The organism is Anabaena sp. CCY 9910 (assembly GCF_963920875.1).
GTDB lineage: Bacteria > Cyanobacteriota > Cyanobacteriia > Cyanobacteriales > Nostocaceae > Trichormus > Trichormus variabilis.
This window is the reverse complement of the sequence record NZ_CAWUDJ010000032.1, coordinates 56,481-82,510: the sequence shown is the minus strand read 5'-3', so window position 1 is coordinate 82,510 and position 26,030 is coordinate 56,481. Positions and strand designations below refer to the sequence as shown.

At 38.7% G+C, this 26,030-nt stretch carries 16 protein-coding genes and 1 pseudogene; 13 read left to right on the top strand and 4 right to left on the bottom strand.

Annotation, left to right across the window (positions count from 1 at the left end; all coding sequences use genetic code 11):
• The 13 genes and pseudogenes from ACM5QX_RS21065 to ACM5QX_RS21005 all read left to right on the top strand — a co-directional run.
• Nucleotides 1-1,846: strawberry notch-like NTP hydrolase domain-containing protein (locus tag ACM5QX_RS21065; RefSeq protein WP_414755295.1), on the top strand; the 1,846-nt coding region annotated here is incomplete at its 5' end.
• Nucleotides 1,839-2,417, top strand: a complete 579-nt coding sequence (locus ACM5QX_RS21060; protein WP_414755294.1) for a hypothetical protein — start codon at nt 1,839-1,841, stop codon at nt 2,415-2,417. The genes ACM5QX_RS21065 and ACM5QX_RS21060, both read left to right, overlap by 8 nt.
• A 13-nt stretch (nt 2,418-2,430) precedes the next feature.
• The gene (locus ACM5QX_RS21055) at nt 2,431-3,060 is read left to right on the top strand and encodes a hypothetical protein (protein WP_414755293.1); all 630 of its coding nucleotides are present in this window, start codon (nt 2,431-2,433) and stop codon (nt 3,058-3,060) included.
• A gap of 344 nt (nt 3,061-3,404) precedes the next feature.
• Nucleotides 3,405-5,450, top strand: a complete 2,046-nt coding sequence (locus ACM5QX_RS21050) for a pentapeptide repeat-containing protein (RefSeq protein WP_414755292.1) — start codon at nt 3,405-3,407, stop codon at nt 5,448-5,450.
• A 33-nt stretch (nt 5,451-5,483) separates the two neighbouring features.
• Nucleotides 5,484-5,663, top strand: a pseudogene (locus tag ACM5QX_RS21045) (pentapeptide repeat-containing protein); the annotation flags it as partial.
• A 15-nt stretch (nt 5,664-5,678) separates the two neighbouring features.
• Nucleotides 5,679-6,845, top strand: a complete 1,167-nt coding sequence (locus ACM5QX_RS21040) for a pentapeptide repeat-containing protein (RefSeq protein ID WP_414755298.1) — start codon at nt 5,679-5,681, stop codon at nt 6,843-6,845.
• Between the two features lie 17 nt (nt 6,846-6,862).
• On the top strand, nt 6,863-9,175 hold the full coding sequence (locus ACM5QX_RS21035) for an NACHT domain-containing protein (protein WP_414755290.1): 2,313 nt from the start codon (nt 6,863-6,865) through the stop codon (nt 9,173-9,175).
• 677 nt (nt 9,176-9,852) lie between these two features.
• Complete coding sequence (locus tag ACM5QX_RS21030) at nt 9,853-10,650, top strand: hypothetical protein (protein ID WP_414755289.1); 798 nt, start codon at nt 9,853-9,855, stop codon at nt 10,648-10,650.
• 144 nt (nt 10,651-10,794) lie between these two features.
• A protein-coding gene (locus ACM5QX_RS21025; protein ID WP_414755288.1) for an IS630 family transposase occupies nt 10,795-11,672 on the top strand; the annotation gives its coding sequence in 2 pieces (ribosomal slippage) (nt 10,795-11,124 and nt 11,127-11,672; 876 coding nt in all).
• Between the two features lie 387 nt (nt 11,673-12,059).
• Complete coding sequence (locus ACM5QX_RS21020) at nt 12,060-15,026, top strand: HEAT repeat domain-containing protein (protein ID WP_414755287.1); 2,967 nt, start codon at nt 12,060-12,062, stop codon at nt 15,024-15,026.
• 147 nt (nt 15,027-15,173) lie between these two features.
• Nucleotides 15,174-15,362, top strand: coding sequence for a hypothetical protein (locus tag ACM5QX_RS21015; RefSeq protein ID WP_414755285.1), 189 nt, complete (start codon nt 15,174-15,176; stop codon nt 15,360-15,362).
• Nucleotides 15,363-15,418: 56 nt separating this feature from the next.
• Entirely contained in the window at nt 15,419-17,803 is a 2,385-nt protein-coding gene (locus tag ACM5QX_RS21010; protein WP_414755284.1) for an AAA-like domain-containing protein, read from the top strand.
• Nucleotides 17,800-20,679, top strand: coding sequence for an AAA-like domain-containing protein (locus ACM5QX_RS21005; RefSeq protein WP_414755283.1), 2,880 nt, complete (start codon nt 17,800-17,802; stop codon nt 20,677-20,679). Before ACM5QX_RS21010 ends, ACM5QX_RS21005 begins: the two co-directional genes overlap by 4 nt.
• A gap of 160 nt (nt 20,680-20,839) precedes the next feature.
• Here ACM5QX_RS21005 and ACM5QX_RS21000 read toward each other — a convergent pair whose 3' ends face one another.
• From ACM5QX_RS21000 to ACM5QX_RS20985, 4 genes are all read right to left on the bottom strand, one after another.
• Complete coding sequence (locus ACM5QX_RS21000) at nt 20,840-21,022, bottom strand: hypothetical protein (RefSeq protein WP_414755282.1); 183 nt, start codon at nt 21,020-21,022, stop codon at nt 20,840-20,842.
• A 338-nt stretch (nt 21,023-21,360) separates the two neighbouring features.
• Nucleotides 21,361-24,132 (bottom strand): KGGVGR-motif variant AAA ATPase, encoded by a 2,772-nt coding sequence (locus ACM5QX_RS20995; RefSeq protein WP_414755281.1) that lies wholly within the window; start codon nt 24,130-24,132, stop codon nt 21,361-21,363.
• Between the two features lie 2 nt (nt 24,133-24,134).
• Complete coding sequence (locus ACM5QX_RS20990) at nt 24,135-24,596, bottom strand: hypothetical protein (RefSeq protein WP_414755280.1); 462 nt, start codon at nt 24,594-24,596, stop codon at nt 24,135-24,137.
• 236 nt (nt 24,597-24,832) lie between these two features.
• Nucleotides 24,833-26,026, bottom strand: a complete 1,194-nt coding sequence (locus ACM5QX_RS20985) for a hypothetical protein (protein WP_414755279.1) — start codon at nt 26,024-26,026, stop codon at nt 24,833-24,835.
• Between the last annotated feature and the right edge of the window lie 4 nt (nt 26,027-26,030).

Below are 26,030 nucleotides of genomic sequence, written 5' to 3'. Positions count from 1 at the left end.
CCTACTTTGCGAAGCATATCTTGAGATAAAAGCTCATTTAATGGTTCAAGTCACAGCTCAGTTCGCCAAACTTCAGGGTGCGAGTCTGATGCTCAACGAAATCTCACGCGACAGAAGCAAGATTCTCCGGCGACTGTTCCCTGGTGTTCCGCTATTCTCTGTTAACGCCGAACAAATCAATGACTATCTGGCTGGCAAGACTCAGCCATCCGTCGTCTTGATGAATCCACCTTTCTCGGCATCACCCAAAATCAACAGCCGCAATCCTGATGCTACACCACGGCATATTAACTCGGCATTGCAAAGGCTATGCGATGGCGGACGGTTGGTAACAATCTCCGCCAACTGGTTTTCGCCAAACAATCCTACTTGGCGAGATACCTTTAACAAAATGCAGGAGAAAGCAACCGTAGTTCTTTCAGTTGGTATCAACGGTAAGGTCTACAGCAAGCACGGAACTCACATTGATACCCGATTGACGGTGATCGACAAAATTCCGGCAGCTGACCCTCAACAAATCCCTTGTATTGACGATACCGTTGAACTAGCAGAACTCACCGCACTGGTTGAGCAACTGCCAGCGCGACCAGTTTGGGAACAAACTACCTCTTCTTCCCGAACAGCCGTATCAAAAGCAATTCGTTTAGATACTGTTAAGCCAAAATCTCAATCAGCACCAATTACTCAAACATTATCCCAATTTATTGATGTTGCACCTTTAGATTATGAGGTTATTGATTGGGCTGCTACTGAAGGCTTAAAAGATACTCTGTACGAAACCTATCGCCCACAGCGAATCCGAATCAAGGACGCAAAACCACATCCGTCGCTGCTTTGTGAAAGTGCAGCATTAGCCCTTGTCTCTCCCCCGGCTCCAACTTACAGACCCCACTTACCTCAGCACATAATCACCCAAGGCTTGTTATCCGAGGCACAGATTGAAAGTTTAGTCTACGCAGGTCAGGCTCACTCCGAATATCTATCAGGGTCTTATATTGTGGACGATTCATGGGATAACGTGACTGTAGCCGCAAATAACGCCGAAAATACTGTTAGATTTCGTCGTGGCTGGTTCCTTGGCGATGGCACAGGCGCGGGTAAAGGTAGACAGTGCGCGGGAATCATCCTCGACAATTGGTGTCAAGGACGGCGAAAAGCTATTTGGGTATCGAAAAGTTCTGCCTTGATTGAAGATGCCCGTAGAGATTGGTATGCTTTGGGAGGTAATGAGAAAGATATTATCGACCTCAGTAACATCAAGCTTGGTAATACGATACCTTTCACAGAAGGCATCTTGTTCTGCACCTACTCAACTTTACGTTCCCAAAAGAATGGCAAAAGCCGGCTCAAGCAAATTGTTGAGTGGGCTGGTAAGGATTTTGAGGGTGCAATTTGTTTTGACGAGTGCCACTCTATGGGTAACGCAATGGCACAAGAAGGTACACTCGGCTTGGTCAGTGCATCACAACAGGGAATTGTCGGGCTGCGCTTACAAAATGCTCTACCCCTGGCACGGGTTGTCTATGTCTCTGCTACCGGAGCCACCAAAGTATCAAACTTATCCTATGCCAATCGCTTAGGACTCTGGCAGACTGGTGATTTCCCGTTTAACTCCCGTGAGGATTTCGTGGAATCTATTGAGGTCGGTGGTATTGCAGCTATGGAAGTGGTGGCGCGAGATTTGAAGGCTTTGGGATTGTATCTGGCGCGATCGCTTTCCTTCGATGGTGTTGAGTTAAAACTTTCCTACTTAGTTAAGATTTTGACTATAAAGAAAAATCATGCTAAATTTTTTCAAAAACTAGTCCAAGTATACTTAATTAATCAGGAACACTCGAATGCCTGACAATATAGAACCACAGCCAGAAGAAACAAGAATCACCAAATTTAATTCAACGCAGTCTAATAATTCTGCTATTTTAGCAAAGCAAGATAATTTAGATTTACATAGCGTTAGAGAGAATATTATTGAACGTATTAAAAAGGCTGATAATTCAGAATTACCTGAATTAATAAAGATTTTAGATAATTTACAGCCTCAAATTGATAGAGAAATTGCAGAAAAACTAGCTTTAGCAAAACTTGAGGCAATCCAAAAACAAACGTCTGTTCAGGAGAAACAAGCTATACTAAAAATCAATAATCTTCAGCAAGAAAGTAATTTAGCTCGTAAAATTGAAGTTACAAATCTGACTTTTAAATTTGTAGGGTCAGGAATTGGCTGTTTAATTGGTTTATATTTAATTTTAATAGGCAATCCATTCATTGGCCCATTAATTTTAATTTTAAGTTTAGCTACATATCTAAATATACCTGTAAATGATATTACTAATTTAATTAGTCAAATGAATCAAATACCAAAAGAAGCTGAAAAAAACCTAGTAGATATTTCTGATAAAAAGCAAAATAATCAATAAAAGGATAAATAAAATGCAAGATTTAGAAAAAAGTAATGATTTTAAAACAGAATCTAATGAATACGATTCAAATTTGGTTAAACAATATGGCTTAATTCAGAAAGACAAAATCCAATTTGAATATTTGACAGCATTCTATTTGTTGCTTTTTACATTAATACTAATTTTTATAATGGTATTCTCCACTGCTGAAGTTGGTATCAAGCAAGCTTTAATAGTTCTTATAGGATTAATAACTTTATTTGCACTAAATTTAATTAAACAAACTACTACTACTTCAGCTTTACCATTAGTAATTAATCAAAATTTCTATGATAATAAGCAATATGAAACTTATAATAATCATTACTATAATCAAAATCAAAAACAAAATTTAGCTGAAGCAGCAGCAGAAATTCAACAGCTACTTGACCAACTTTCTCAAAATAAAGAAACTAAAACTGAAAGTGAAAAGTTAACCATGATAGCTGAAGTTGTTGATGAAATTGAAAGTAATCCTCCATTAAAATCAAGATTAGTTCAAGCCCTAAAAGCTGGAGGTTCAGAAGCACTTAGAGACATGGTTTCTAATCCACTAATAAATATATTAATAGCAACTATAGAAGGTTGGAAGACAGGAGATGACGAAACACCTGTATCATAACTTAAAGACAATGTAATAAGGAACAAAAAGCATATAAATATCCTTCTTACGTTACTTGCAGAAAATAATTATTAGAGTGAAACTATGAAATGTCAACCAATTGCCAGTTAATACAAATGGTTCCATCTCTAGAGCAGATTCCTCAAGTTAGCTTTTGTTGGAGTAGCTTGGCTTTCTGTCCCTGAATTTTAGATTATAAGTGTAAATTTAGCAGAGTGCAGTATATCTTACTATGGGCGTTCTCTGTAAATATTGCCATATCAAGTAAGAATTTTTGTGCTAGAGTCCGTAAAACCGATAACTAAAGCAAATTTAAGGTAAATCCTGCTTTCTGCAACCTAGCTATGCTGCAAGACTATTCTCACCAGAATCTCAGAGGTCGTTCATTTAAAGGTCAAGACCTTGCAGGTGCAAACTTTAGCTATGCAGATATTCGGGGAGCCGACTTTAGAGGAGCAAAGTTAGCAGGTGCAAATTTCTATCATGCTAAAGCAGGCAGACAAAATCTTGGGTTTATGTACGTATCTGTCTGCTCATTCTTATTTTTAGGACTATTAGGATTTTTCTCATATACAGCTAATTATTTTGTTACACTAATAGCTCAAAATTTCAACTTCGAGAATTTAATTACAGGCGCGACTACTACTATTTTATTGGTGATTTTCTTATATGCTTCGCTTTTTCAAGGATTAGAAGCTGGTGTACTACTATTTATTGTGGTAGGGAGTATAACAGTTTTAATTTTTACTGGAATTAAAATTTTAGCAGCTTTTACTGGAGCATCGGCAGGAATTTTAATTATAGCTGTAGTAATTGTAGGGTCAATAGTATTAACAACTTTAATTGTTGCTCTTGATAAAACCATAGTTGTAATTATTTTCATATTGGTAATGTTATGTCTAATTGCTGCCGTAACCGCATCTTTCTTGAAATTTGCATCTGGCATAATTGGGGTATTTATTGTATTTCTGACTGTAGTAATAACTATAGCTATAGCATTGCTGAGTCTTTGTATAAGTTACCAAGCTATAAAAGAAAATAAAAAATATAATTTTATTCGTAACACTGCTATTGCTTTAGCTTCTAAAGGTGCTACAAGCTTTCATAAAGCTGACTTGAGTAATGCAAGTTTTAAGAAAGCTAGACTTAGAAATGTGGATTTGAGAGATGCGACTTTAACAAACACTGATTTCTATCAGTCTCAAATGCTTGACTATGCTCGACTTGAGAAAACCTACCTTCAAAATCCTCAAGCAGTAAATTTATTAGTTAATAAGCAAGGGCAAAACACAGTATTTAATCGTCAAGACTTACGTGGAGTTAATCTTAAAGGTGCTAATCTAACAGATGCCAGCTTCATCGGTTCAGAATTGAGCTATGCCAACTTACAAGACACAAACTTGACCAGAGCCAAGCTAGTACAAACGCAACTCGATGGCACAGACTTTACAGGCGCAAATCTTACCGGAGCATACATCGAAGACTGGAACATCACAATTGATACCAAGTTTGACGGAGTGCGGTGTGAATACGTTTATATGCGTCTGCCTACACCAGACAACCCAGACCCACACCGTAAACCAGACAATCGCCAGGAAGTATTTGCAGACGGCGAGTTTGGAGATTTTATCAAACCAATCTTCGATACACTCGACTTGTACCATAGCCAAGGCATTGACCCCAGAGCGATCGCCATTTCGTTCAAGCAATTAGCCGAAAATCACCCAGAAGCAGATTTGCGGATTGTAGGTATGGAAGTGCGTGGTGAGGATAAGTTTTTGCTCCGCGCTAAAACAGCGATCGCCGCCGATAAATCCGAACTGAGCGCAGAGTATTTCGCCATGTATAATCAGCTAAAAGCTCTGGCAGAACATGAAGTTCAGAAATTAATGGCCGAAAAGGATAGTAGAATTGCTGATTTACAGAATATGGTAGTGACAGCACTACAACGCCCTAGCTTCTACGCTCAGACTTATCAAAACCAAGGAGATACGATCATGTTAGAAGGCTCAAAACAAGTATTCAACAACAACTTACAGGGCGCTCAATTCGCAGGTGGTCTAGTCAATGCCGACACCGTAAACGCAAATCAAATCGGCGGCAACATCACCAACTATAACCCAGAGCAAAAGCAGAACCTTGCCCAAGCCGCAGCAGACATACAGCAGCTTCTCAACCAACTGAGTCAGACATACCCCACGGCAACGACATCGGAGAAAATGACAGTTGTGGCCAAGGCAGTGGATGAGATTGAGAGTAACCCAACATTGAAAGCACGGGTCATTGGTGCGTTGAAGGCTGGGGGAACGGAAGCGTTTAAAGAGCTAATTGACCATCCTGTAGTGAATATACTGCTGGCATCAATCGACGGGTGGCAGGATGCAGAGTAGTTTGTAACAGGTGAGCAGAGGGGTTAGCTGAAGATGGCGAATGAGGAGCATCTGGCGATACTAAGGCAGGGAGTAGAGGTTTGGAATGCGTGGAGACAAAGTAATTTAAATATGATTCCAGATCTTAGTAACGCTAATCTTAGTAACACTAATCTTAGTAACGCTAATCTTAGTAACGCTAATCTTAGTAACGCTAATCTTAGTAACGCTAATCTTACTAATTGTTATATGCTCGGAGTTAATTTTAGTGGAGCAAACCTTAGTCATGCTGATTTAACTAGAGCAAATCTCATCTGTGCAAATCTTTATGGTGTTACTTTATATAAAAGTATTTTGATAGAAGCATTGTTGATAAATGCTAATATGGAACAAGTTAATTTAGAACAATCTGATATTACTAAGGCTGACTTAAGAGAGGCTAAAATTACTTCATCAATCCTCAATAGAGTCTATGCTGAACAGGCAAGTTTGAGTAAAGCTGATTTCACTGATAGTTTTCTTGTCGAAGGTAATTTTAAATATTCTGACTTCAAAGAAGCGAAATTAGTTAGAGCAAATTTAAGCAGAGCTTATCTTGTTAAATGTGATTTTAATAGTGCTGATTTGAGAGATGCTATTATTAGCTATTCTAGATTAAGTGAAGCTAATTTCTGTCTAACTAATCTGTTTAATGCTGATATTCATGAATCGGACTTAAGTAGAGTAGACCTAAGTAAATCTCAGGCACAGAAGACAAATTTATCCTATACAAACTTATCTTATACAAAACTAGACAGTACAAATTTTACAGGTGCTAATCTAACTGGAGCATACATAGAAAGTTGGGGTATTAATTACGATACTGTTCTTACAGATGTAATTTGTGACTACATCTACCTTCGTCAAAACCAGCAAGAACGTCGCCCCAGCAGTGGTAACTTTGCCCCTGGCGAGTTTACCAAGTTAGTTCAAAAATCTCAAGAAACAGTTGACCTAATTTTTAGTAATGGTATTGATTGGCAAGCATTTTTAATCTCGTTCCAAAAACTACAGGTTGAATGTGGTGGTGAAGAGTTAAGCATCCGAGCTATTGAAAACAAGGATGATGGTGCTTTTGTAATTCAAGTAAACGTTCCTGCCGATGCTAATAAAGCAGAAATTGAGAAATACCTGAAACGAGAGTATGAATTAGCACTTGTTGCTTTAGAGGAAAAATACCAAATTCAACTACAAGGTAAAGATGAACAGATAGAGATTTACCGCAAGCAAAGTGCTGATTTAAGTGAGATTGTTAAGCTCTTGGCAGGTAGAGCAACTTATGAGATCAGAAATTCTCAGATTGGTGGAAGCTTGGTTAATGCCGGGACAGTTAACACAGATGAAATAAGTGGTAGTATTCATAACAACAATGCTTAAGCCTGCCCAAACTAACTATGCCGGATGCAGAAGACCCTAAGCAAATCAATAACAACGATTTACGCAATGCCCAGTTTGGTAGTGGGTTGATTAACGCTGACACGGTAAACGCTGGAAGAATAGGCGGAGATATTCTGAATTTTTTCTTTGGGCAGCAGACAACACCAGTGGGCAACCCGGCTCGACCGAAGAATGAGCGCATACTACTAGCCGCAGTCAAGGAAGAAGTGACCGCACGGTTAAGCCAATCTCTACACAATGCTGTGTTGATTAATTTAGGGAAGGAGTCACAACCCCAGCAGGTAAAACGCCCTTGGGACACAGAAATAAAAATTGGGTTGAAACCTCCTAAACCTCTCCCAGACACGACAACTATTTTAGAAGTTTTTGATTCCCCGGAAATTGCAGGGAAACTGTTAATTTTAGGTGCGCCAGGGTCAGGTAAAACCACCACACAGTTAGAACTGGCTCAAGAATTAATTAAACGCGCAGAGGAACAGCCTGATTATCCCGTTCCCGTTTTATTTAACTTGTCTTCATGGAAAAATGACCGACAATCTATAACTAATTGGTTGGTGACAGAACTCAATTCTAAATACGGTGTTTCAAATAAACTTGGTCAAGAGTGGGTAAATAATTACCAATTACTACCGTTACTTGATGGTTTAGATGAACTTGAATCACAAAGTCAAGAACTCTGCGTTGATGCAATTAATCAATTTTTAACAGGCGAAACTAGACCACTTTATTTAGTTGTTTGTAGTCGCATTGAGGAATATAATAACTACTCAACTCAATTACAGCTTAATGGTGCTATCTACTTACAGCCTTTAAGCAATAATCAAATTTGTGGTTATCTAACCTATCTAAATTCTATAGAACTGTGGTCAACCATTAGTAGCGATTTAAACATACTAGATTTGGTTAAAACTCCCTTATTACTTAGTATTACTATTCTAATTTCCCAAGACATATCTTTTGAAGAATGGCAACATTTTAAATCTACAGGAGACCGGGTTCGGTATTTGTTAAATACTTACATATATCAAATGTTGGCTCGGAATATTAACAGTAGAGCATACTTCAAATATGAAGTACCTAATGCTATAAAAACTCGAATGTGGCTTGTTTGGTTGGCTCAACAAATGCAACAAGAATCAAAATATGATTTTCTGATTGAACAAATGCAGCCTAGTTTATTAAAAACTAAAATTAACAAAATTATTTATAACTGCACTGTCTGGGGAGCTATAGGAGGGCTGATTTCTGGGTCAACTTCGGGGTTGACTTCCGGGTCAATTTCTGAATCAATTTTTTGGTCAATCTTTGGATTAATTTTTGGGTTAATTTCTGGATTAATTTCTGGATTAACTAACAGATGGAATAATGGGCTGCTTGGTAAGTCTATAGAAAATACAATTAAACAGTTTATAGAGTTTATAGAATCTAAAATTGAAGAAATAAGTTACTTGGGTAATATCGTAGGTATTTTTAATAAAACAACTACAAAATGGCTGAATATTGGTTTGATTTCTGGATCAATTCTTGGTCTGATATTTGGGCTTCGTTTGGGTTTGACTGGTGGGTTGATACTTGTGATATTCAGGCTGATATTTTGCCTTGTATTTGGGATTGTGTTTGGGTTGATTAATGGAATGATGTTTGGGTTGATTGGAGATGAAATTCATGCAAGTGAAACTATAATTTTTCCTGTAAAAAAGTTTCTCAATGTGCTGATTTATATTCTGATTCATGTACTATGTTTTCTTATTTTAAATACTTTGTCGCTGAGTTATTTGTTGAATAGCTGGCTGACTTCTGGGCTTTATGGGCTGAATACTGCGCTCAGTCAATTGCTCAAGTTTGGGCTACTTTTGGGGGTGAACTTTGGGCTGTTTTTTGGGTTGGCTTTCGGGATTAATGTGAGAGAATTAGAAAATAAAACTATTCCCAATCAAGGCACTTATAAATCAATCACTAATACTATAAATATCTCAATATTAGTTACTTTCTTTGCTACATTATCAATGTTGCTAATTAAAATAGTTTTACCATCAGATATTAATTTAAAACAAGACTTAAGTTCTAGCCTAGTTTTCGGATTATTTTTGGGAATATTTATTGGAATAACCAAAAGTGGAACTCCTGCGATTAAACACTTCGCCTTACGTCTCATCCTCTACTTCAACGGTTACATCCCCTGGAACTATGCCCGTTTCCTCGACTACTGCACCGAGCGTATGCTACTCCAGCGTGTCGGCGGCCGCTACCGCTTCATCCACAAGCTGCTGCAAGACCACTTCGCTCAAATGGAATTTAGGCGGGATTAAGAGAAATTTTGCACCTGTTGACGTACAAGGTATTGGTGATTATATTGACAATGATAACGCTTAAAACTGTCTAGACTGAACTATGTCAGACTCAGAAGACCTAAATAAGGCCATCAAGGCATGGAGCCGAGATCCCGATACCGTTGGCGAATTCCTTAAACAACTAAATTAGTTTTCTTGTTTCGGTGTATTACATGGAGAGGATCGTTATAGCTCTCCGTGTAATACACCGAGAATTCGCCGTTTTTATGTTAAGCAATATTTCGCCAACGGTATCAGATCCCTGCAAATTCGGAAATAGAGGCTGAAAACCCTTGCTAATTCTGGGTTTCAAAGAATTTGGTAGTTAGAGAAATTGCAGCTTCAAATGGTCGCCTAATATGTGGCATCAAGACTACATAATTGCTGTCATCCTTGATATATCAGGTATTTAGCGACTGTTAGTTACTAGCGATCGCATCTGTTTTTGCGGAATTTACGCTATTGATTTTGACTTTTACCAACTTTCGATGATTGAATAGTCTCTTTCGTCATACCCAAAACCCCTAAAAAACCAATGTTACTCTGCTGTCAAATGCCAACTTTCACCCAAATGTTGGTATTTGAGAACCTAAAAACAATATTTATTGGTAAGTGTGTACTAAATTTAGCTTGACTGTATTTGGGTGAAACTGGAGGTGTCCAAAAAGCTGAAAGCTATATATAACAAGACTTTCCAGCCTATATTTCCGAATTTGCAGACATCTCGGCTCAATGCCATCAATAACAACTTACCTAACTCTCAGTTTGGTGGTGGTTTAATTAATACTGAGTCTATAAATGCTGAAAGAATTGGTGGAGATGTCTACAACATTTTCCTTGGGCAGCAGCAGATGACATCAGATAGTCCAGCCCCATCAACTAATCAACAGCAGCGATTGCAATCTCAAACAGATGCACTAGAAAAAACTTACACAATCCAAAGCCAGAAAGTTACCAATATAAGAAACGCATGGGTAATTGAGACAGATCCATCTCGCAAGTTTCAATATGAACAACAACTTCAGGAAGAAGAACTTATACTCAAGGAACTTACTGAAAAGCTAGATGCAATTGATAAACAGTTGCAAGCTATCAAGAATCATGCACGAGAATACAAGTCTAATCAAAAATTAGTCAAGGAAGTCGATACCTATTTTGAGCAGGAAGAGCTAGATAACGAAAATTTTTCTGCTGATATTACTGCGGAGACAATTGAAAAACTCAGGAAGCTTAAACCTGAAGCAGTTATCAATTCTTGTAGTACGCATCAAGAAGCAATTTCATTAGTTAACGAGTTGTGGTTTGAAGGAACGAAAATAGCTAGTAAAGGACGGCTTTCAGAAGCTGTGTTTTTACTTGAATTTGGTATTTCTATTGCTAAAATTCTTGACAATATTGTTTTATGGTTAGCAATCGACAAAGATTTAGAATTTATAAAAGCTAAACTACATTAGCGAAACTTTAGGAAAGGATGAAAAGACCTAACTTAAAATGATGAAAAGACCTAACTTAAAATAGCGTTCAATTCATTATATAGCTGTAGCCATGCAGGTTAGGACATAGACTATAAGAGTATCTATTGCTTCTAGCTAGTGCCAATGGCGAAACCTTATAGTGATGATTTCCGACAAAAAGTAATACAAGCAATTGAGTTGGACGGACTGAAGAAATCTGAGGCCAGTCAACTGTTCAATATCAGTCGCAATACGATTAACTTGTGGTTGCAGCGCAAAGCCCAAACGGGTGATGTTAAACCGAAATCCAGAAAAGCATCGCCGCACAAAGGCAAAATTGATGATTGGGAGAAGTTTGGCAAATTTGTCAAAGAGCATGGGGATAAAACCCAAAGCGAAATGGCAAAATTATGGTCAGGAAACATCAGCCAGCGAACGATTTCTAGAGCATTAAAAACAATAGGATATACACGTAAAAAAAAACCTACGGGTATAGTCAACGCTCTGAAGCCAAACGCGCAGCATTCTTAGCGCAATTAGAAAATCCTAAAGCGTCCCATCTGGTGTATGTAGATGAATCGGGCATGGATGAACGCGATAATTACGGCTACGGATATTCCCCAGTTGGGCAACGCTTCTATGACCTCAAATCAGGTCGGCGACAGGGGCGAATTAACATGATTGCTGGCTATCGAGATGGTCAACTGATTGCACCCTTCACCGTTGAGGGAGCGTGTAACCGTAGTGTGTTTGAAACTTGGTTGGAAACTTGTTTGATTCCGGTCTTGCGTCCGGGTGAATGGGTAATTGTTGATAATGCCACTTTTCATCACGGTGGTCGAATTGCCCAATTAATTGAAGCGGCAGAGTGTCAGATACTTTACCTACCACCCTACTCACCAGACCTCAATCGAATTGAAAAGATTTGGGCTACTTTGAAAAGTCGGGTTCGCAAGCTTTTACCCTCATCAGATCATCTACGTGATGCTATGGAAACTGTTCTCAAGCAAGCAGCGTCCTAACCAACATGGCTACCGCTATAAATCTAACTTACATCTGGCAAAGTGGATACAAGTACTATTGACGGAAGAAATAGGTAAGTAAGTATTTATAACAATTACTCTCAATCCGCTAACCCTAACGTCATGCCTGATTCTCAAGACCCACAGCATATCAACAACAATGACTTACGCAATTCCCAGTTTGGCGGTGGGTTAATTAATGCTGAGGTAGTCAATGCTCAAAGAATCGGCGGGGATATCTACAATATTTACAATGAGCAGCCTAACCAGAAATTAGAAATTAACTGGCATCAAGTTAGCTCCTCACTGTTAGATGAGCATCTGCGACTCACAACAAATCCACTAACATTTGGTGAGGGAATTACCTACAGAACAGAGCAGGTGTATGTGCCATTAGGTCTTGTAGAGCGTAAAAAGCCACCTCGGATAAAAGAGGATGTTTCACCAGAGAAAGGTTCGGAACTTTATCACGAAACAGAAATTACACAAACGTTTGAACATCAGCAGTTTCTAGAGCAGGTACTAAGAGACAGACAAAGCCCCAAAAGTCAGGGGAAACGCATTGCGATTATCGGAGAACCAGGAGCAGGGAAAACTACACTGTTACAGCAGACTGCCAAATGGGTATCGAAGAAGATAGAACAGTCTGTTGTGATTTGGGTTTCTCTGGCTGATTTGCGATCGCGTGACCTAGAAACATATTTGTTAGAAGTATGGTTGAAAGCAGTAGCCCGGACAGCAGGGCAAGCCGAAGCATCTACCCAAGTTAAAGATGATTTCGTGGCGCAATTTAACCAGGGGTTAGTGTGGCTGGTGCTGGATGGGGTTGATGAAATGCAGTCAACGCTGGGCAACCCATTAGAAGAAATTGGGCAACAAATTCGCCAAGGTGGTTTACTACAACAGTCGCGGATTGTACTTTCTTGTCGCTTAAATCTTTGGGATGGTGGGAGCAATGCTTTGGATTCTTTTGATAACTATCGCACTTTGGAGTTTTCCTATCCTCAGCAAGTAGAGGAGTATATTTGCAAATGGTTTGGCTCTCAATCGCCAGCACAAATGCACACAGGAGAACAGTTATGTGTGGCGTTAAGGGAACCAGGGAAGGAAAGGATTCGAGATTTGGTAAAAAACCCATTGCGCCTGATGCTGCTGTGTTTGAATTGGCATTCAGGTGAGGGCAATTTACCTCAAACAAAAGCAGGGTTATACGAGCAGTTTGTCTCGTATTTTTATGAATGGAAGAAAGATCGGTTTGAGACGACAAGAGAGCAGCGCAGGCAATTGAATGCAGCGTTAGCAGAGATGGCACAGAAGGCGATTGATAAGGAAGCAACGCGGTTTTGGTTACGGCAAGAATTTGTATGTGAGTATTTGGGTCATCCAGATGATACAGACTCCTTATTTGCGATAGCGTTACAGTTGGGATGGTTGAATAAAGTGGGGGTAGAGGCAAAGCATCATACAAGAGCAGTGTATGCGTTTTTTCATCCTACCTTTCAGGAGTATTTTGCAGCTTTGTCGATTGATGATTGGCATTATTTTTTGAATCACATTCCTGAAAATCCGAGCCATGCAGATGCGAATTATAGAATTTTTGAGACGCAATGGAGAGAGGTTTTACTGCTATGGTTAGGAAGAGAAGATATTTCCAAAGAACAAAAAGAAAACTTGATCCAGTCTCTCGTGCAATTTGAAGATAGATGCAATGATTTTTACTGGGACAAAGCTGTATTTATTGCAGCAGCCGGAATTTCTGAATTTAGAAATTGTACTTATGAACAAAAAATTATAGAACAACTTGTTTTATGGGCTTTTGGATATTTTGATATTCAGAGGCAAGAATGGTTAGAGGCTTTAAATCCACTCAGAGAAGAAGCTAGGAAAGCTTTATTGGAAACTAATTCTAGTAAAGCTGTTAATGAAATTATTAATTTTATACAGAATAATCCTGATGAATTATATAGTCGGTATAACGCTATTCAAGTATTAGGAGAGATAGGTTCGGGGTCTCCAGAAGTAGAACAGATGCTTGCAGATTTATTGTGCAATAGTCAAGATGAAAGAACTATTGTACAAGCTGCGGCAACTTTAACAAAAATCTTACCTAGTCATCAAGCAGCATTTTATACTTTGATTAATTCAATTGAAAATGATAAAGATTATAATATTCCTGAATATGCAGCTAAAATTTTAGGGGAAATTCAGGTTAATTTTTCAGAAACTATTTATATGCTAATTGACCTGATTGGCAAATATAAAATTGCAAAGAGAAATAATCATTCGGAAATTAAAAACTATAATGCCAATATTGAAAGAGTTGGATTTTCCAATATAACTAGAGAAGAAAAAATTTGTGGGCTTATTATACAAGTTTTAGGAAATATAGGAGTAGATAATCTTGAAGTAATAAATATACTACTGCAACTGTTAAATCAGAGCGAAAGTAAATATGTTCGTGCTAAAGCAGTAGAAAGTTTAGGAAAAATAGGCAATGGAAATAAAATAGTCATTGATACCTTAATAGATATATTAAATAAGTCTCAAGATTGGAATTTACGTAGTATCAGTGCTAATAGTTTAGGCGAAGTAGCAAAAGGTTGTCCAGAAGCTATTTCTGCTCTAATATATTTAATGGATAACTATAAACACTATGATAATTTTAATAAAGCCAGCAAAAGTTTAATAAAAATTATTGATTTTAATTCAAATTCAATTGAAATAATTATTGACAAATTCATCAGTATTTTGCAATTAGATAATCATCCTTATATAGTTATTGATATTGTTAATTGTTTAGGAGAGATAGCAAATGGTACTAGAAACCATAAAGCTAAAAATGCTTTATTAAAACTTTTAAACAGCAATATATCCAACAATACTCGTTATTTTGTTGCCAAAAATTTAGGAAAAATTGATTCAAATAATAGAGATGCAATTGATGCTTTAGAAGATATATTAAATAACTCACAAGAATCATATTGGCAACGTTGTGTATCAGCTATAGCCTTGGAGGAAATTAAACATAGTAATTCACAAGCTCTAGCAGTTTTAGTTAATAAAATATTTGATACTCAGAATAGTCTTGAACTTCTTTATACTGATGAGAGTCAATCTTTTATGGGTTACAGTATTATTGCACAGCCTGATGAAGTTAGTTGGTTGATTAATTTTTTAAGTATAGGTAGAAACAAAACACAAATAAAATCAGTAGTTTCTAAATTGAAGCTTCTATTAAATAATAAAATTCGAGAAACAGATTTTAAACGCTGGAAAATTTGCTATCAAATTTTGTGGTTCTGTTCTCAAAATTTGAGTTATCAAAATTTTTATACAGTATGGAACAGTCGATAATATTTAATATTAAGGTTTAATTTTAGATTACATACGATGATAAAAGAGCAGACACATTAATTCAACTGTACCAACTTTCTAAAGTTAGTTAGCATTTACTAATCTATTTGAATTTTTATTTTCTAATTGTTATTACCTCACTAGAAATTGGCACACCATCTCCGCCAACAGCTACATCCCCTGGAACTACGCTCGGTTCCTCGACTAATGCACCGAGCGTATGCTACTCCAGCGTGTCGGCGGCCGCTACCGCTTCATCCACAAGCTGCTGCAAGACCACTTCGTCCAAATGGAATTTCGGCGGGATTAAGAGCAATTTCGTCTCAGTTGACCTAAAAACTAAAGGTGATAGTATTTACAATAACAACGCTTAAGTATGCCAAAACCAACCCATGCCGGACTCACAAGACCAGAAGCAAGTCACCAATAACAATGCACCCAATTCTCAGTTTGGTGGTGGGTTGATTAATGCAGGCATAGTGAATGCAGGGCGCATAGGCGGCGATACTTATAATATTCACCTTGGACAGCAGCAGGGGACATCAGTAAATCAGAATACCCGGCAGCAAAAAATCTTGATTTTGGCAGCAATCCCTCATGGGTTACGTTTGGATCGAGAGATTAGGGAAATTGAGGAAGCCATACGACGCGCCACAAAACGGGATTTATTTGAGATTCGCATTAGAACGGCTGTACGTCCTCAAGATATTCGTCGTGCGATCGCAGAAGAACACCCTTTCATCGTTCATTTCTGCGGACATGGCTTGGAGGATGGCAGTTTGTTGCTGGAAGATGATGGAGGGAACAACAAACCCGTTCCGCCAGAAGGTTTAGCATCGCTGTTTAAGTTACACGCCGATTATGTCAACTGCGTCTTACTCAACGCTTGTTATTCAGCTAAACCCGCTCATGCAATTAGCCAACATATTGATTATGCAATTGGCATGAACCAGCCGATTGGTGACAAAGCCGCAATTGTGTTTGCTCAAGGGTTTTATGACGGATTGGGTTACGAAAACTTAGATACTCAAGACGTATTCCAAAGGGCTTTTGACGAAGGTTTAGTTGCCATTCAAATGGAAGACCTTTCACAAGGACAAATACCAGTTTTAGCGCAGAAGTCACAGAAAAACTTACAATTTAGCGATGAAAAGCCGGGACAAGAGATTGTTTCAAATATTCTAGACTCAGTTGAATCCCCTCAAAACGCTTCCTCTCGTGTCTCAGCAAAGCCAACGTCTAGCAAGCGAGTTTTCATCAGCTATCGCTCTCAACAGCCAGATGCCGGACTAGCACAAGAATTTTACAACCAACTGGTAGCTGCTGGACACGAAGCTTTCATGGCTGGGGCAAGCATTAGCTGGGGACAAAATTGGGTAGAACGCATTGACAAAGAATTGAAACGCTGTGACTATTTCCTGCTAATGCTGTCAGAGCAATCAGCAACTAGTGATATGGTGGCAGGGGAAGTCAGAACAGCGAGGGAATTACAGGATAAGCTGGGTAAACCCGTCATTTTGCCAGTGAGGATCAATTTACCTTTTGATGACCCACTCAATTACGAAATACGAAGTTTGTTGCAGAACATTCAGCAGAGGCAATGGAAATCTCAGGCGGACACGCCAGTTATCTTATCGGAAATCCTCTCACTCCTATCAACAGGGTCAGCACAAGAACAGATCAGCGAAGAATTTACGCCTACACCAATTGTAGAAAACCGAGAGCGCCCACCGTTGCCCGTAGCGGAACTAGAACTTCCAGGTGGAACGATACAACTAGCTTCTCGGTTTTACGTCCAGCGAGAACCGTGGGAATCACGCAGCTTAGAGCAGATTGAAAGAAACGCCGGACTCATTCGCATCAAAGCCCCCCGACAGATGGGAAAAACTTCCCTTTTAGCGAGGATTTGCCATCATGCGACTGAGCAAGGTTATCGCACGGCTACCTTAGACTTCTTAGAAACTGATGAGGCAATCTTTGAAGATTTAACAGTTTTCTTGAAACGGTTTTGTGCATTAATCAGTCGCAAGCTAGGAATATCCCCCCGAAAAGTGTCCGAATTTTGGGATGAGGAGTTATTTGGCCCCAAGGAAAACTGCAATGATTATTTTGAGCAGTGCATATTGGGAGATTTGACGGTTCCCTTATTTTTGGGCTTGGACGAACTAGATCGGCTGTTTCCCTACAATGCAGTGGCTAAAGAATTTTTAGCTCTATTGCGTTCCTGGAATGAAAAGGCGAAAGTCAATGAAACTTGGGCTAAATTGCGGATGGCGATCGCTCATTCTACAGAATCTTATGTGGTAATGGATACCAATTCTTCGCCCTTTAATGTGGGGCTGGCAGTAGAGTTACCAGAGTTTAACCAAGAGCAAGTTTTAGATTTAGTAGTGCGGCATGGACTGAATTGGGGGACGGAGGAAATCAGACAACTGATGAAGATGCTGGGAGGGCATCCTTATCTGGTGAGGCTTGCCCTGTATCACATTGCCCAAGGAGATTTGACATTAAGCCAACTTCTAACAACATCTGCGACTGATGCGGGGATATATGGGGAACACCTGCGGCGGCATTTGTGGAATTTGCAGCAAAACCCAGAGTTAGCCACAGCCTTTCAACAGGTGGTGGGAACCGAAGAACCTGTGTGCTTGCCGTCAATGGCTGCTTTTAAATTAAATGGGATGGGCTTAGTCACTTTACAAGGCAATGAAGTAGTTCTCCGCCACCCCAGCCTGTACCGTCCTTATTTTCAGTCACGATTGAGGGTAAGGGCGTGAACCAATCATTCAACGGCAACTATCGCTATCAAGTGGGGGGAGCCTTGGGTGAAGATATCCCCTCTTACGTCACCAGGGCAGCAGATCATCAGTTTTACCAAGCTCTGCAAGCACAAGAATTTTGTTATGTCCTGAACTCCCGCCAGATGGGAAAATCAAGCTTGATGGTACGTACTCTAGCGCGATTAAAGTCAGAGGGCTGGGCAGGAATTGTCTTGGATTTTTCCGCTAAGGATAGTCAAGTTGAGCAGGCAGAACGCTGGTACAACGGCATCATTAACCAACTCAGCCGTGATTTTGGCTTACTGGATAATACCCGTACCCGTACTTGGCTCAAAGAGAGGGACTTTCTCTCACCAGTCGAGCGCTTAGAAGAATTTATTGAAACGGTATTACTGCCAGGAATTAGTCAGCGTATTGTCATCTTTATCGATGAGATCGACAGCACCCTCAATTTGCCTTTCACTGACGACTTTTTTGCTCTGATTCGTGCCTGTTATAACAAACGGGCAGGCAACAGTGACTACAAGCGTTTAACTTTTGCACTGTTGGGGGTGGCGGCTCCTGCTGAATTGATTAGCGACAAGAAACGGACTCCTTTTAATATTGGTCAAGCAATTGATCTCAAGGGTTTTAAGTTAGAGGAAGCCCAGCCTTTGGTTCATGGATTAGTAGCAAAAGCTGAAAATCCCCAGGCTCTCTTACCAGAAATCCTCAAGTGGACGGGAGGGCAGCCTTTTTTAACTCAGAGGTTGTGTCAGTTAGTTGTAGATAACTCAGCGTTGATATTGTCGGGAAAGGAAGTTGAGTCTACTGAGAAATTGGCACGAACTTACTTAATTGAAAACTGGGAATCTCAGGATGAACAAGAACATTTAAAAACGATTAGAAATCGGCTCCTAAACAATGAACAAAAAGCAGGATACTTGCTTGAGTTGTATCGCCAAATTCGCCAAGCTGGAAAGCTCAAGTTCCAGAATACTTCTGAAGAAAGGGAATTGCAACTGTCGGGGTTAGTGGTCAAGCGAGATGATTACTTAACGCTTTATAATCCCATCTACGAACAAGTTTTTAATGAGCAGTGGATTGATACTGAATTAGGTAAATTACGTCCTTATGCTGAAAATTTTCGGGCTTGGGTAGCTTCTGGAGGCAAGGATGAATCACGGTTGTTGCGTGGTCAGGCTTTAGAGGATGCTAAACAATGGAGTTCTAATAAAAATTTGAGCTACCAAGACCAGCAATTTTTAGCGGCTAGTGAAGGCAAAGAAATTCAGGAAGAAATTGCTGCCAAGCAACAAGAAGCTGCATTAGAACGTGAGAGACAGGATAGGGAGGCAGTAGAGGCAAGAAATCAATTGTTGAGTGAGGCTAACAGAAAAGCTAAAAGAAGAATTAGTGTTGGGGTTGTTGTGTTGGTTATTACAGTTCTAGCAGCAGTAACTGTAGGAATAGATTCTGCAAGGAAGCTTGAAGTAGCAAATTCAGAAATCCAGGAAGCAAATAAACGGGTTGATTCAGCTAATTCACAAGTTGATGAAGCCCGAAAAAGCTTGGGAGAAGCTAAAGAAAATGAACGGAAGGCTAAAGAAAGTGCTGAACAGGCAAAAAATCAAGAACAGCAAGCCAAAGAAAGTGAAAAATCAGCAAAACAAAAAGCAATAGAAGCTGATGAGGTTGCTAGGCAAGCGCAGCAGCAAGCCAAAACTTCTAAAGATAGCGCATCAAAATTTAAGCAAGAGGCTGCAAGAGCTAGACAAGATTTAAATACAGCCAAAGATCAAGAATTAAAGATTTTAGCAAAGCTGACAGCTAAAGAAAATGAACTTAAACAAACAAGCGCAAAAAATGAATATACTAAAGCCGAAGTTACAAACGTCCGCGAACTTGTAGCCCTGGCTGGACAATTGCGAAACCAAAGTTCATCAGACTCAGATGAAGCCTTAAGACTAGCAGCATCATCCTTTAATATTGATAACCATAAACTCAAACAAGCATTATTACTGTCTGCTAAATCCCAAGCATATCAACGACTGAAAGACTGGAGTAATGCTAAAGATGAAATTCAAAACAGTCAATCATATTTACCCAAAGCTGATCAGACAATCTTAAATTCGAGCCAAGGCTTACAAGTTCAAGTATTAGTTTACAAAACTCACGGTGATTTATTAGCGCAAAACAAACAAAATCAGCCAGCTATAAAATCTTATAGTAAAGCTTTTGAAATTCTAAAAAGACATCCCAATGAAACTGATTTTACTCAAGATAATCAGTTGCTCACAGGCGAAAATATTGAATCAGTTTATCGAAGCTTAAAGGAGCTAAAACCTCAAGATAAAGAAGTTGAAACCTCACTGACACAACACTTATATGCTCAACTTAAATATTTCTTGAAGGCTAAAAATTGGGAGGCGGCTGACCGTGAAACAGATAAACTCATGCTTAATATTGCTAAAAGAGAAAGAGACGGATGGATAAATTTAGGGCAAATGAATAGTTTCTCTTGTCCAGATCTACAAAGAATCAACGACCTTTGGGTCAAAGGCTCAGACAACCGTTTTGGCTTCAGTGTGCAGAAGGAGATATGGATTAGCACTGGGAATAGACTGGGTATCCAACCATATGAGTGGACTGATAGGGATGAGTCAAATTATTTGGAGTTTGCCAAGCGCGTGGGATGGTATAGTGACCGAGAGCAAGAAGGCCAATCAAGAGGTGGGGAGGAGGAGAGTAGTTGGGTGAGTTATAACGAGATCATCAAGGGTATTAAAGATAAACCGAATGGGTTTGCAGGGGCAGTACCCGGCGCGGTTTTGCCGAGGGCGGGTTGGTTCCGTTCTTCTCTCGCGTTGCGAATGGCAAAGTGTAACATATAAGTTCCCCAAGAGGGGAAGTCAAAAGTCAAAAGTATTAAATCCCCTCCCAATGAATGAAACAAACACATTTTTCTTGTTTGGCTAAAAGCCTTGCTATATAAGGGTTACAAAATGTGTTTATTAGGAGGCTTTCAGAAGTTTGTAACCATTTATTTATGCCTCATTTTCCACGCAGTAATAAGCATTTCATGAATCCGATACCTGGCACTGGCGGTTGATAGCAATTCGCCTGAATAAATTGTGCTGCTACCTCATGTACCTCCGTATTCTCCGTTACCTTCTGCTTGTTCCAAGGTAAATTCATCTGCCCAGGCGATAAATTTTTTGCCTTTGTACCTTTCACTATCGATGGTAAAAAGTTACTACCCTAGAACACCAATTCAGTAATCGGAATTATGTTAAAAAACCAGGTTTTGTTGAGTTACGACAACGAAAGTTTAGTCATAAAAGACCTCAAAACAGGGTTTATTAAACTTAGATTTTATTAGCGAATCGGTTTTCTAGTGACTTCATTTCTCTGGTTTCACTTGTGATCGATATTTCTGAATTTCTGACAAAATCGGTGATATTTTTTTGTTGCATACCCCTTCAAAATTCGCCATAATGTAAAAATGCCAAAGTAGAACTGAGGTCATTGGAGACTTGGAAATACGCAATTGCTAAAATTTTTAGTTTCTATTTTCAAAGCACACCTATGCCTAACGCCTTACGTTTTAAAACCAAGACACGAGGTCTTGCTCCTCTTTCTAAATTAAACTGAAGTCCTGTACGAAAGATTTCTGGCATATAATATCGAGCTACATCATCTTTAGCTCTATCTTCATAAATAACACCCATATCTTCTAACATTCTAATCGTTACTTGATCTAAATCTAAATCTTCTACAATGAATGGTATTCGTTTCTGTTCTTGGGTATATTCTGTCTCAATCTTATCTACCCATTTTTTAAATTCGGGGTATTCTTCCTTAGCTTCTCTTACTTTTTTCTCACTACATGGTTCTAAAGCTCGACGAATAGCTTGAGGTGGCAAAAGACGATTGATAGACCATTTCTCAAACTGAATTTCTCTAGCTCTTTGCACGGTAATATCAGCAGCATGATAAAGCAATCTAACAATATCTCTAGCTTGTAACCTACCCTTAAAATCTGTTAAAGCTGCAAATACCCAGCTAGCTGTATATGCTTCATTAACTCCTCCAAGTTTTTCACCCCATAGTTTCTCTAGCCTTGTAACAAATTCTTCTCTACTTAAGCTATCTATCTCTGCTTCAGTAGCTTCAATTACCTTAGCTTGACTACACACCCAATAAACTAATTTTAAAAATGAATCCACATCCCAAGACAAATCATAAGAACGATATAAACTTTCAAATTGAGCTAAGTTTTGTGTTATTGCATAACGTAAAAAATCACGACGTAAAAGAATAATTAATCCAAGATTAGATTGTCTAATTTCAGATAATCTTTTAGGTAAGCTTATTAAAGCCCTTAATGCAATTTGCTGTTGAGGGCTAGTAGCAGCTTCTACAAAAACATCTTCTAATCCATCAAACAAGAAGACAATACGAATTTTCTGATTTTTTAAAAAAATATTAATATCTGATAAAGAAATTGGATCTTTATTTTGTAGTCCTACAGCTCTTGCAATTTCACGAATCCAAAACTCTGTCCATTCTAATTCATTAGCATCTTCTTTGAGAATAGCTTTTCTTATTCTATCTTGGTATTCAGATGGTAAAAAGTCAGGAATTGTATTCCCTAATGCTACTCTAACGGCATCTCTAGCTTCTTTAATAATTTGCTCTGCTGCATCTCTAAGAGTACCTGATTGTAAAACAGGAAAAATATATGTATTCAAACCCAGATCATTGTCTTCTTTTAAAGCAAGTTGAATAAATTTTTCCCAATACTTAAATCTTGATAATTGAACATAGATAAAAGTTTTACCAGCACCTTTAGCGCCAATTGAGACTATACGAGGTAATTCATCTCGAAAAGTAGTGGCTAAATTTTTAAGAGGTTCTGTAACTAATAAACCTTCTCCTTCACCACTTTCTGCAAACTCATATTGCTGGCAAATATCTCTAAACTTACGAACTTCTTCAATTTGAGTAGATGATTCAACATTACTCTGGATTGCTGAATTAACTTGTTGAACTGATGATTTAAATTGAGATTCTGCCCATTCTTTTGCAATCTTCATAACTAATGTAGAAGATAATTTTGTTCGAGCTTCTTCCCAGTTATTAATATAAAGAAGCTCTTGGGCAAAATCAGTCTCTTTAATATCCAGTCGTTTAGAATAAATACTAGACTCTTCAGAACGTATAGCCTGAACATATGATGTTCTAAACTTAATTAAAGCATTTTCAAAATTTGGAAGTGATTTCAGTTCTGGAGTTAAAAAAGTAACAATAACTGTAGGATCAAAATATTTATTGTTATCAATATCAATATCAGAAGGCGCAATCCGACTTACCTGTTCCAAAACTAGGTTTAATCCAGTAACTGATTGTTCAGTAGCCGTAGTAATAAAAAAACGTTGAATTCTTGGATCAAAGATTAATGGGCTAGAAATTTCGCTTAGTCCTGCACGAAGATCCACTAATACATAATCTGCTTTTAAAGCTTCTCCTAATTGATGAATAGCGTTACCACAAGTCCATTCACCTTTTGGGCTGCGAACTAAATGTTCAGGTAAAACTGGTGTATCTAATAATTGTTCATCATTCAAACAAGCAGGGAGAAAGTAGAAAATTGATTTTCCTTCCGATTTAGGAGATTTTTTAATCTCTTTTACAAAAAAATCTAGCGTTTCTTCATTGGGTAGGGATGAATAATGATAAACTTCAAGAAAATCAATAAATGAAACTGATGGTTGTTGTTTTTCAGTTCGATCCCAATAAGTTAAACCAGGAGCTTCCAAATCTGCATCAATAACTAAAATAGTTATTCCTTTATCAATTTCTTTAGCATATTGCAGCAGAGCAAACAGGTGTGCAGCTAGGTGTACTGTTCTTCCAACACCTCCTTTAAAAGAATAAAAAGCTACCAAGAAAGGTAAATTAGAGTATGGTTCTGGTAAGATTAAATTATTAGTTATATTTGTATCTTCATCATTGCTACTCACATATGCAACTTCTTCCCAAAATGGTCGTATAGATAAAGAGTTTGATATATGTAGTTCTTCGACTAAAAATTCTACTGGTAAAACTGCATTGCCAATATCTAGTTGTATAATAGAATTGTCTTTTTGATACCAATCGCTAAACCAATTTTGTAAAATAGATTCTACTATTGCAAGGTATTCAAAGCTAACAATACTAATTTCTAAAGCATCTGAAAAACAATTAATATTAGTAATACCTTCTGGCAGCTGTCTACCATAAATAGTCTTCTTACGAACAAATCTTTTTACGTCAAGCCATGTAAGAAATCTCATTGCTTTCATGATTATCTTAGTTCCTTTTCAATCCAGTGTGATATTTTAATCAAATATTTTTCTAAGTCTTCATCTGTAATTGTTACCGTATTGCCTCTTCGGTCTATCATATCTATAACTTTTCCGCCATAACGCCACATTTGATTTATCTTACCGGAGTTTATTTTTCTTTCTTCTTTTAAACCTTTGTTATTTATAACAGACATATTAAATTGGCTTGGCAATTTTAAAGTGTGTCCAGCACTCAAAAGATCCAAAAGTTTGTTAATGTTGTGTTGGGCTTCACCAATTTCCTTACAATTTATTGTACAAGTAACCCCTTGCCTTTCCATCAAAATAGCTTTCAAACCACATTCAATTGCATAAAATAAAAGTAGTCTATGTGCATTATTACGGGAACCATTTATAGAAGCTTGCAAATTAATTTGCCATGCTCTTCGCATTTCTCTATATGTAAATGCTACTACTGTCATAAGTTTGTAGGTTTATTAGCTCTTACTTAATCAATTTTAAGTTTTATATTATACAAAAAATTGATAAAAAAGTTCGCAATATTGTAACACTGCCCACCTTGTACTGTCTGCTTCCCTTTGCTTTACTAATCGTTACAAGTTATTCAATATCTTTTATCTACTCCTAACTCAGCATGGCTTAGGTTTGATTTAAAGATACGTTAACTGATGAGCGATCGCATCCTTACTTCATTGCTTTACCCCCACTCCATTAACTCGTTATCCACCACAACGTAACCCCACTGCGGACACTTCCGCACCAACCCTTTAATCACAATCTGCAAGGCTGGGTCATCGTTCCAGCACTTCATGAGAAAATCTAACCCAGGATTTTCTTTGAGTAAACCTGCCATTTTAAGTTTTTCCATCCGCCAAGGCCTCGCCTTATGCCTTTGGGTGATCGCTTCACTCGACCATTTGTCAGGCTGTGTTTCCGGCTCAAGGGCAGACGGCGCGGAACAAGTATCTTCATGTGTGGCTTTCGGCTCATCCCCCATGTCCTGTTTTTCTGCCGACAACGGAGCAGGTTGGCTATGTTCTGCTGGTTCCTCACTTTGAGTTCCCAAATTTTCAAAACCAGGGACAACGGGCGCGGCGGAAATATGGTCTTCATGACTAACTTTCGGCTCAACACCCAAATCTTGATTTTTCTCTAACAACAGAGCGGGTTGACTTGGTACAACATCCACAAGCGACAGCGATGTACAGTCCGTTACCGCAGGTAACTCTTCTCCTTCTTCCACGTCTTCCAAGGTCTGAGGGGACGCGCCCCCCAAAGGCGCGTCAGCCGTCGGCTCACTGTGCAAATTTTCCTTTGGCGTGGAAGAATCACACCTCACGATCTCTTTTGAAGAGTTCGTGAGGTGTTTCTGAGCAGTTCGTGAGGGTTTCTGTAACCCTTGCTCTGACTGGGTTTTCTCTGAGATAGACGCTTTGTATTTGCAACGCATTTCTTCAGAGCCAGCATCTATCTGTGAAATCTCAGCACTTGATTGTTGTTTTGTAGAATTTGGTTCCTGAGTTTCAGCATTTACTTTGTCCCAAAATTCCTTGATTCTGCTGCCATGCAAATTCTTGACCATCCAGCCCACAGTTTCGCGTCCATCCTGTATCGACTTGTCGGGCTTGAAGATGAACAACCCGCTTTCAGAGAGAATTTTCTTTGCACAGATAAAACTGCTGTAACCCAATGCGGTAGATAAGGGCATCCACCGAGAACCATAGGGGTCAGAAGTCCAGCATTCCTGCCACAATTGATTAACTGAGGGTCTTTGCTGTGAAGCCCAAAGCATATCCTCAATGGGGATAATCACATGAAGTCTCTTGTACGGGGATTCTTGTTTATCTTTAGTTGGCTTTTTGGTAGTGGGTCGTGTAATAGTTGCTGTCATTATA

What these genes read in the sequence shown, in the direction of transcription:
- ACM5QX_RS21010 (WP_414755284.1), top strand. Translation starts at nt 15,419, where the DNA reads ATGCCGGACTCACAAGACCAGAAGCAAGTCACCAATAACAATGCACCC.
- ACM5QX_RS21050 (WP_414755292.1), top strand. Translation starts at nt 3,405, where the DNA reads ATGCTGCAAGACTATTCTCACCAGAATCTCAGAGGTCGTTCATTTAAA.
- ACM5QX_RS21055 (WP_414755293.1), top strand. Translation starts at nt 2,431, where the DNA reads ATGCAAGATTTAGAAAAAAGTAATGATTTTAAAACAGAATCTAATGAA.
- ACM5QX_RS21035 (WP_414755290.1), top strand. Translation starts at nt 6,863, where the DNA reads ATGCCGGATGCAGAAGACCCTAAGCAAATCAATAACAACGATTTACGC.
- ACM5QX_RS21040 (WP_414755298.1), top strand. Translation starts at nt 5,679, where the DNA reads ATGCTCGGAGTTAATTTTAGTGGAGCAAACCTTAGTCATGCTGATTTA.
- ACM5QX_RS20990 (WP_414755280.1), bottom strand. Translation starts at nt 24,596, where the DNA reads ATGACAGTAGTAGCATTTACATATAGAGAAATGCGAAGAGCATGGCAA.
- ACM5QX_RS20985 (WP_414755279.1), bottom strand. Translation starts at nt 26,026, where the DNA reads ATGACAGCAACTATTACACGACCCACTACCAAAAAGCCAACTAAAGAT.
- ACM5QX_RS20995 (WP_414755281.1), bottom strand. Translation starts at nt 24,132, where the DNA reads ATGAAAGCAATGAGATTTCTTACATGGCTTGACGTAAAAAGATTTGTT.
- ACM5QX_RS21060 (WP_414755294.1), top strand. Translation starts at nt 1,839, where the DNA reads ATGCCTGACAATATAGAACCACAGCCAGAAGAAACAAGAATCACCAAA.